Source organism: Chryseobacterium sp. BIGb0232, from assembly GCF_024810195.1.
In the GTDB taxonomy this organism is placed as follows: Bacteria; Bacteroidota; Bacteroidia; order Flavobacteriales; family Weeksellaceae; genus Chryseobacterium; species Chryseobacterium pennae.
On record NZ_JANUEH010000005.1, the window covers coordinates 317193 to 323693 of the forward strand.

General features: G+C 32.7%; 6 protein-coding genes. All 6 read right to left on the reverse strand.

Translation table 11 applies throughout. The features are described from left to right. Nucleotides 1–48: 48 nt before the first annotated feature. Nucleotides 49–447, reverse strand: a complete 399-nt coding sequence (locus M2372_RS14655; protein ID WP_123320641.1) for a hypothetical protein — start codon at nt 445–447, stop codon at nt 49–51. Beyond that, nucleotides 447–869, reverse strand: a complete 423-nt coding sequence (locus M2372_RS14660) for a hypothetical protein (protein ID WP_123320640.1) — start codon at nt 867–869, stop codon at nt 447–449. The genes M2372_RS14655 and M2372_RS14660 overlap by 1 nt, the downstream gene beginning before the upstream one ends. Before the next feature lie 861 nt (nt 870–1730). Beyond that, nucleotides 1731–2018, reverse strand: a complete 288-nt coding sequence (locus M2372_RS14665; RefSeq protein WP_148060802.1) for a hypothetical protein — start codon at nt 2016–2018, stop codon at nt 1731–1733. Nucleotides 2019–2079: 61 nt separating this feature from the next. Next, on the reverse strand, nt 2080–3450 hold the full coding sequence (locus tag M2372_RS25535; protein WP_310473126.1) for an RHS repeat domain-containing protein: 1371 nt from the start codon (nt 3448–3450) through the stop codon (nt 2080–2082). Nucleotides 3451–3545: 95 nt separating this feature from the next. After that, a complete protein-coding gene (locus tag M2372_RS14675) occupies nt 3546–3998 on the reverse strand; it encodes a hypothetical protein (RefSeq protein WP_123320637.1) in 453 nt (150 codons plus the stop codon). Between the two features lie 2 nt (nt 3999–4000). Continuing rightward, nucleotides 4001–6501: RHS repeat domain-containing protein (locus M2372_RS14680; protein ID WP_148060801.1), on the reverse strand; the 2501-nt coding region annotated here is incomplete at its 5' end.

Below are 6501 nucleotides of genomic sequence, written 5' to 3' on the forward strand. Positions count from 1 at the left end.
AAAATCTATTGTTTAGCCTTTTTGATCTTTTATGCTATTTTTATTATTTTAAAACTTAGCCGTACCTGAAATTATATATGACTTTCCTTGTAATGAATCTTGCACAAATACATTATCTAAATAACTTGTGTATTCTATTATTTTCATTTGTTTTTTTATATCCCCCTGTTTAACTATACTGTTATATGGTGAATAAACCTCTAATCTGTTTTTTTTCTCTCTTATAAATAAAGAATAGTAATTTTCTGAATCTCCTATAGGTATGAAATAATCATTAGGTAAATTATTACAACTTCCTTTTTCTAAAGAAAAGCAAACTTGATCATTACAATTAAACTGATAAAGCTTAATATTGTTGAATTTATGTACAACTACTTCATTTAATTTAGCTTTATCGTTACAGCTAAAAAGAAATAAAAGAAAGAGAGGAGTAATTTTTTTATACATTATTTTCTAGATTTATTTTCTGGAAAAAGCCAATTATTAGAAAACTTTTTATAATATTTAACACCCTGTAGTATAGCAGCTCCACTTTGAGGGTCTTCTCCATAATATGGAGCTTTTAACATTCCTCCACCTACAACCACATCACTTATAATTGTAGCTGGCGTTTGTTTGAGTTTATTACCAGAAGCATTAAATGCTCCAAAACCATAAATTAATAAATCAGTAGCTAAAATTGATCTTTTTGCTTTAGCTCCTGCTAAAAAATTTCCGGCATCTCTTCTTGAACCGTAAACGTTCTCACCATTGTCACTAAACATTATTGACCCTTGATATTCTGTTCCTGCAGTCTTCGATTTCAAATCAAAAATACCATTATTTCCTGCATTCATTCCATAATGAAAAATACCATTACTTGAATTCATACCCCATTGTATTTCTACGTCATTCTAATCATCATTAAAATCTATCTTTCCTACAGGGATACTAATACCTTTATTGTCGAAATATCCATCTTTCGTAAATGAATATTTTGTAAGCGTTCTTCCCATTTTTTCTCCACCTGCTGAAGTATTATTTTTATTATATTTCTTGTCGACTTCTTTCTTTGTTTCTTGAGCATTACCTGAATGTCTATATACACCTAAATCCCATCATCAAAAACTGCAATAACATTACCTGACTTATCTGTATGAGTACTGGTACCAGACCTACCATCAGGATCAATAAATATTATAAGATTGTTCCAAACATATCCATAGGAATCCATCGTTTTTTTCAGCCAATGGATCCACTACTCCCCATCTTCCCAAGTCAGGCATATACATTCTTGCACCATAATCATACATTCCGGGGCACGATCTAGAAGCTCACGCCAGCGGGGGGTATAAGTAAAAAACCTTTGCTCTTGCAAAGGTTCTTTTATTTTGATTGCTCAAAGTCAGGAGACTTTGCGCAGCTGGGGCTTCTAGCTCGTGTCATTTATCAAAAGAATAAGTAATAAGCTTATCTCAGCTCAAGTAACCATAACTTATATTACAAAAAGGAGATATAATTTTTCATTGTAAAAATAACTAAAGATAAAATACAAAACACTCACTGTTGTGAAGGTTTGTTATTTATTTTAGCACGTGTATGATGCTCTCACTAGCGAGGGACTTTGCGCAGGAGGGAGTAGTGGTGTTTTTAAAAGAAATCTATAATAAGAAGGCTATCTCAAAAATGAGATAGCCTTTATGTTTATCAGCTCAAAGTCTGGAGACTTTGCGCAGCGGGGGATCATCAATTTAATCCTTACTTTTATATGGTAAATTATGTTTATACATCTGAGGTACAGGAATTCGTTTTAAAAATATCCCATGTGCAATAGTACTATCCAGCCTAGATCCACCATAAATTAATAATGTATCTTGTAAAATCATATGGAAATCTCTATAACAAGAACTACAATGGAATATAGTGTCTTTTGAAACCTTATCTACAATGATGAGCTCATTGGGGAAAATTTTATCCGTATAATTATCATATGTATAACCTTCAACCAAGTAATCTGCTGTTTCAATTTTTTTATACATAAGTTTTTCTTTTTTACAAGAAATTAGAAAAAAAGAGACTAATAAAAGTATGTAACGCATTTTATCTATGTATTTTTTGATTTGTAAATTGATGAAAATAACCTCTATAAATATTCATTCCTGAATACGTATGTTCTCCATAGAAAGGGAATCCTTTATTATATCCATTTCCATTGAAGAAACCATTCCTGTTATTTTTAAATTGGTTATACCCCCCTACGGCCTGCATGGCATATGTATAAAAGTCTCCAGCAGTTGGGAACTTATCTATAAAATTTGAATTACCACTATATTTATCATAAATCCTACGCATATTGTATCCAAAAAGAACGTTGGAAGCAGCTCTTAAAGACGTTATATTGTTTCCTGCTTTTACTGGTGTATACATTTCCAAACCTAATGATTTTTTCAAATCTAATTTCCCCATATTACTTCCTTCACTATAGTTAGCAGACATATAAGCCAAGTTCATTAAATCTAAATAAAAATTATCAATATTATTGTCTGTATTATAACTATATTTATTTAATATTGAACCAAGGTTTAATGATGTTTTAAGTACTATATTTGAATCATCATTAATATTTTTGGCAACTCCTTTTTGAAATGTTCCAGTATCGTCATTGGTAAATAAAAAGTCGAAAGAATTATTTAATGTACCAACTCTTTTACTTTTGTTTACATCATAACTTCCGTTAGCATTAGCCAAATATATTCCAAAATCTCCATCATTTTTTGCACTTATAATTTCATATTCTCCATTTTTATTTTTTGTAACTCCAATACTCGCATGTATTTCAGGTTGTTGACCAATCATTCCAGTTGGATCATTAAAAGATATAGGATTATCATTAGCGTAATTATATGGTTGGAAAGTAGCATCGCTTAAAGGGTCATGTATTCCCCATCTTCCTAAATCAGGCATATAGAATCTCGCCCCGTAGTCATACATCCCCGTTTCCTGAAGCTCCTTGCCGTTGTACTTATAATTATAACTAGGATTACCTCCTAATATATTATACCCTTCATGTTTCAACCCAAAAGGATAATAATTATTTTCCTCAAGAACTTCTATTCCCGTACCATTTTTGAAATAACTCAATCGTACATTTCCTAAATGATCTGCATAATTGTAAATATACTTATTATTTTCAAAATTAAAATAACCTTCTGAAGTAGGAACAAATTTCAAGCTTGCTTCTGTATATTGGAAACCATCCAGATAATCTGTAGCTAAGCCAGCCGTTCCTGATTTTTTAACCTTTGTTCCATCCGCTCTGTAGATATAATAAGTTGTTTTTGAATCTTGGATAACCTGTTGAGGCAAATTCAAGTAATTATATTTGATGGATGAGATTTTTTTATCCGGATGAGCAGTGTATAAGTAAAAAACCTTTGCTCTTGCAAAGGTTCTTTTATTTTGATTGCTCAAAGTCAGGAGACTTTGCGCAGCTGGGAGATGTATTTATATCATAGTTATCATTTTCATCTATTAAATAAATTCCCATATTACCATATATCTGGGCTCTATAATTTATTCCCTTTTTTATCAGTAGCGTAGGGTTCTCGAATATGTAATTGTATAATCTCAATATCATTTTTGTATCTATGATATTTTCCGTCAAAATCTAAATATTTACTATCATTTAAGATCTTGTTACTGTCATAATTAATTATTTTAAAATTATTTATGTCATTATTTATAAATTTTGTAGCAGAATTTCCATTTACGATAAAACATTTTTGATTTATCCAAATAATATCCACATCATCTAAATTTCCAGTTTCTACATAGTTGTTGGGTATTGTAATACCATAATATTTACCAGGAATAATAAGGCATTTCCCCCCAATTGTTTTCCAGACAGTAAAACACTTGTCATTTGATATGCAATAAAAATTTCTTTTAAGAGCAAACCAACCAAAAAACAATCCAATAAAAAGAAAAAAGTAAATGAGAACTTTTAATGATTTTTTCATAGCTAAAATTTAGGCGTATTAAACGGATTATACATATCTTCTTGCATTCTTCTAACTGTCTCTTGAGCTTCTTTTCCATAAAGATATTGTCTTATACCAGCATTATGACCTACTTTTTCTGCTTTTTGTGTTGGTTTACCTTCTGATGTGGGGATTCCCTTATTTTGTATTGTTTCTAATCCATCTAGTCCAACCCTTGCTAAGTCCCATGAAATCCCATTTCTACCAGCTATGTAACCTGCTGCTACATTTCCGTAGTCTCTTGCTGACGCAAATGTTCCCAGACCAGTATCACCAGTCATTGAAGGTTCTGTAAATAAAGAACCTCTATAACGATATTGAATTTGTTGTTGTTCAGGTATTCTATTTATCCCTCGAGCTTTAAAGTCATAATCCCTGCCACCAAAGCCATTCCACATATAAGTGGCTATATCCAAACTTTCATTGCTCATAATTTCATCTTGTAAAAACCTGTTTCCTGTATCATCATTTATGTCAATTACAGCTCCTACTACAGCTTTGTCAGAGTCATCAAAAAATGAGTGAGTTGTTAACATCTGACCTAAAATACCTATTCTCTGATTATTATCATTAACAATATAAATGCTTTTGTCATTATTAGCTTCCCCTCCAACTACATTATATGTTCCATCAGCGTTTTGTTTTACATCAATATGCTTTCCCTCTCTACCATCAGGATCAATAAACATGATAGGATTGCTAAAAGCATAGTTATAAGGACTGTGACGGGTCATTTTTTCCGCCAAAGGATCAACTACACCCCATCTACCAATATCCGGCATATAAAATCTTGCTCCATAATCATACATTCCCGTCTCTTGCAGCTCCTTACCGTTGTACTTATAATTATAGTTTGGATTACCTCCTAATATATTATACCCTTCATGTTTCAACCCAAAAGGATAATAATTATTCTCCTCAAGAACTTCTATTCCCGTACCATTTTTGAAATAACTCAATCGTACATTTCCTAAATGATCTGCGTAATTGTAAATATACTTATTATTTTCAAAATTAAAATACCCTTCTGAAGTAGGAACAAATTTCAAGCTTGCTTCTGTATATTGGAAACCATCCAGATAATCTGTAGCTAAGCCAGCAGTTCCTGATTTTTTAACCTTTGTTCCATCCGCCCTATAAACATAATTAATAGCCTTGGAGTCCTGGGTAACCTGCTGGGGCAGATTCAGATAATTATACTTTATGGAAGATATTTTTTTATCCGGATGACTTGTCATATTCCCATTATCATCATAGGAGATGGTATTGCCTCCTCCTACATATCCTAAATTATTTTGAGCATCATCCTTTACATTCAAAAGCCTGTTTCCTGAGTAGGTATATGTAAGATCATCAATCTGCATCGCCACTCCAGTAGTGGAGTTCTTAGTATTACGGTATAACTGACTGATATTTCCGTTAAGGTCATAAATAATATACTCACTGTAAAAACTGTTTTGAGGTACTGTTGCCCAGGGTTCAGAGTAATGCCCAAACTTCAGTTTATTATCTGCATAGTAATCATAGGTATATCTTCTCAATACATTATCGTTGGAGGTATTCCAGTCTATTTCTGCGATATTACCGTTGTATTTTGCAGTGGCATAGAGTGGATTAACTGGATTAGTGTATTTTATTTCATACCCAAACAGTTTTCCATTCAGGTTAGCAGGATCATTAATTTTAGTCATCCACCCTCTGATATTGTATTTATAATCAATCTGCTGGAGTGAAGTTCCTACAGAAACGCCACCCACTTTTTTAGATTCAAGCTGGGAAAGTTCATTGTATGTATTCTGGGTGAGGATTTCTACGGGATTGGAACCTACCTGATGTTTGTGGACAAGCAGCCTGTTCTGGTGATCGTACTCAAAATTCTCTGTGATCACTGTTTCTGTATCGGTTGCCAGTCTTTTATGTCTGGTAACAACATTGTGAGCTACTCCGGCAAAATCCAGCCTGGATTCTGTTTGGGTATAACCCCCTAAATGATTGATAGAATACGCTCCAATAGCTCTTGCTTTGGTGTCATAATAGGTGTAGTTTTTGGTCCAACTGTCATCTTCAATATTCTTTACCAGGCTCATCACAGGAAGTCCTTTGGTGCTTCTTCCTTCTGAAGATATTGTCTCAGTTAAGGTAGGTACTCCCTGAATGGTGGAAGGAAATGGCGGATTAAAGGTATATCCAGGATAAGTATCATAGTAATTGATTGTCAGTAAAACATTGATTCCTGATGGAGATACTAAATTGGTGTAATATACATTCATCCCATTTATGGTGAAATATGATAGAGTTCTTTGTTCATCATTTATAGGACTCCCCATACTGTTATTGATATACTCCTGTAAATCAATTCTTAAGGAAGGATTATTAGTAATACCAGTATAAACAACTCTGCTGAATTGATCATATTTTGTAAGAAGCCATTGATTTTTAGCTTTGAGATTTGCATCCTGTGTCATCAAAGGCCTATCCCTTT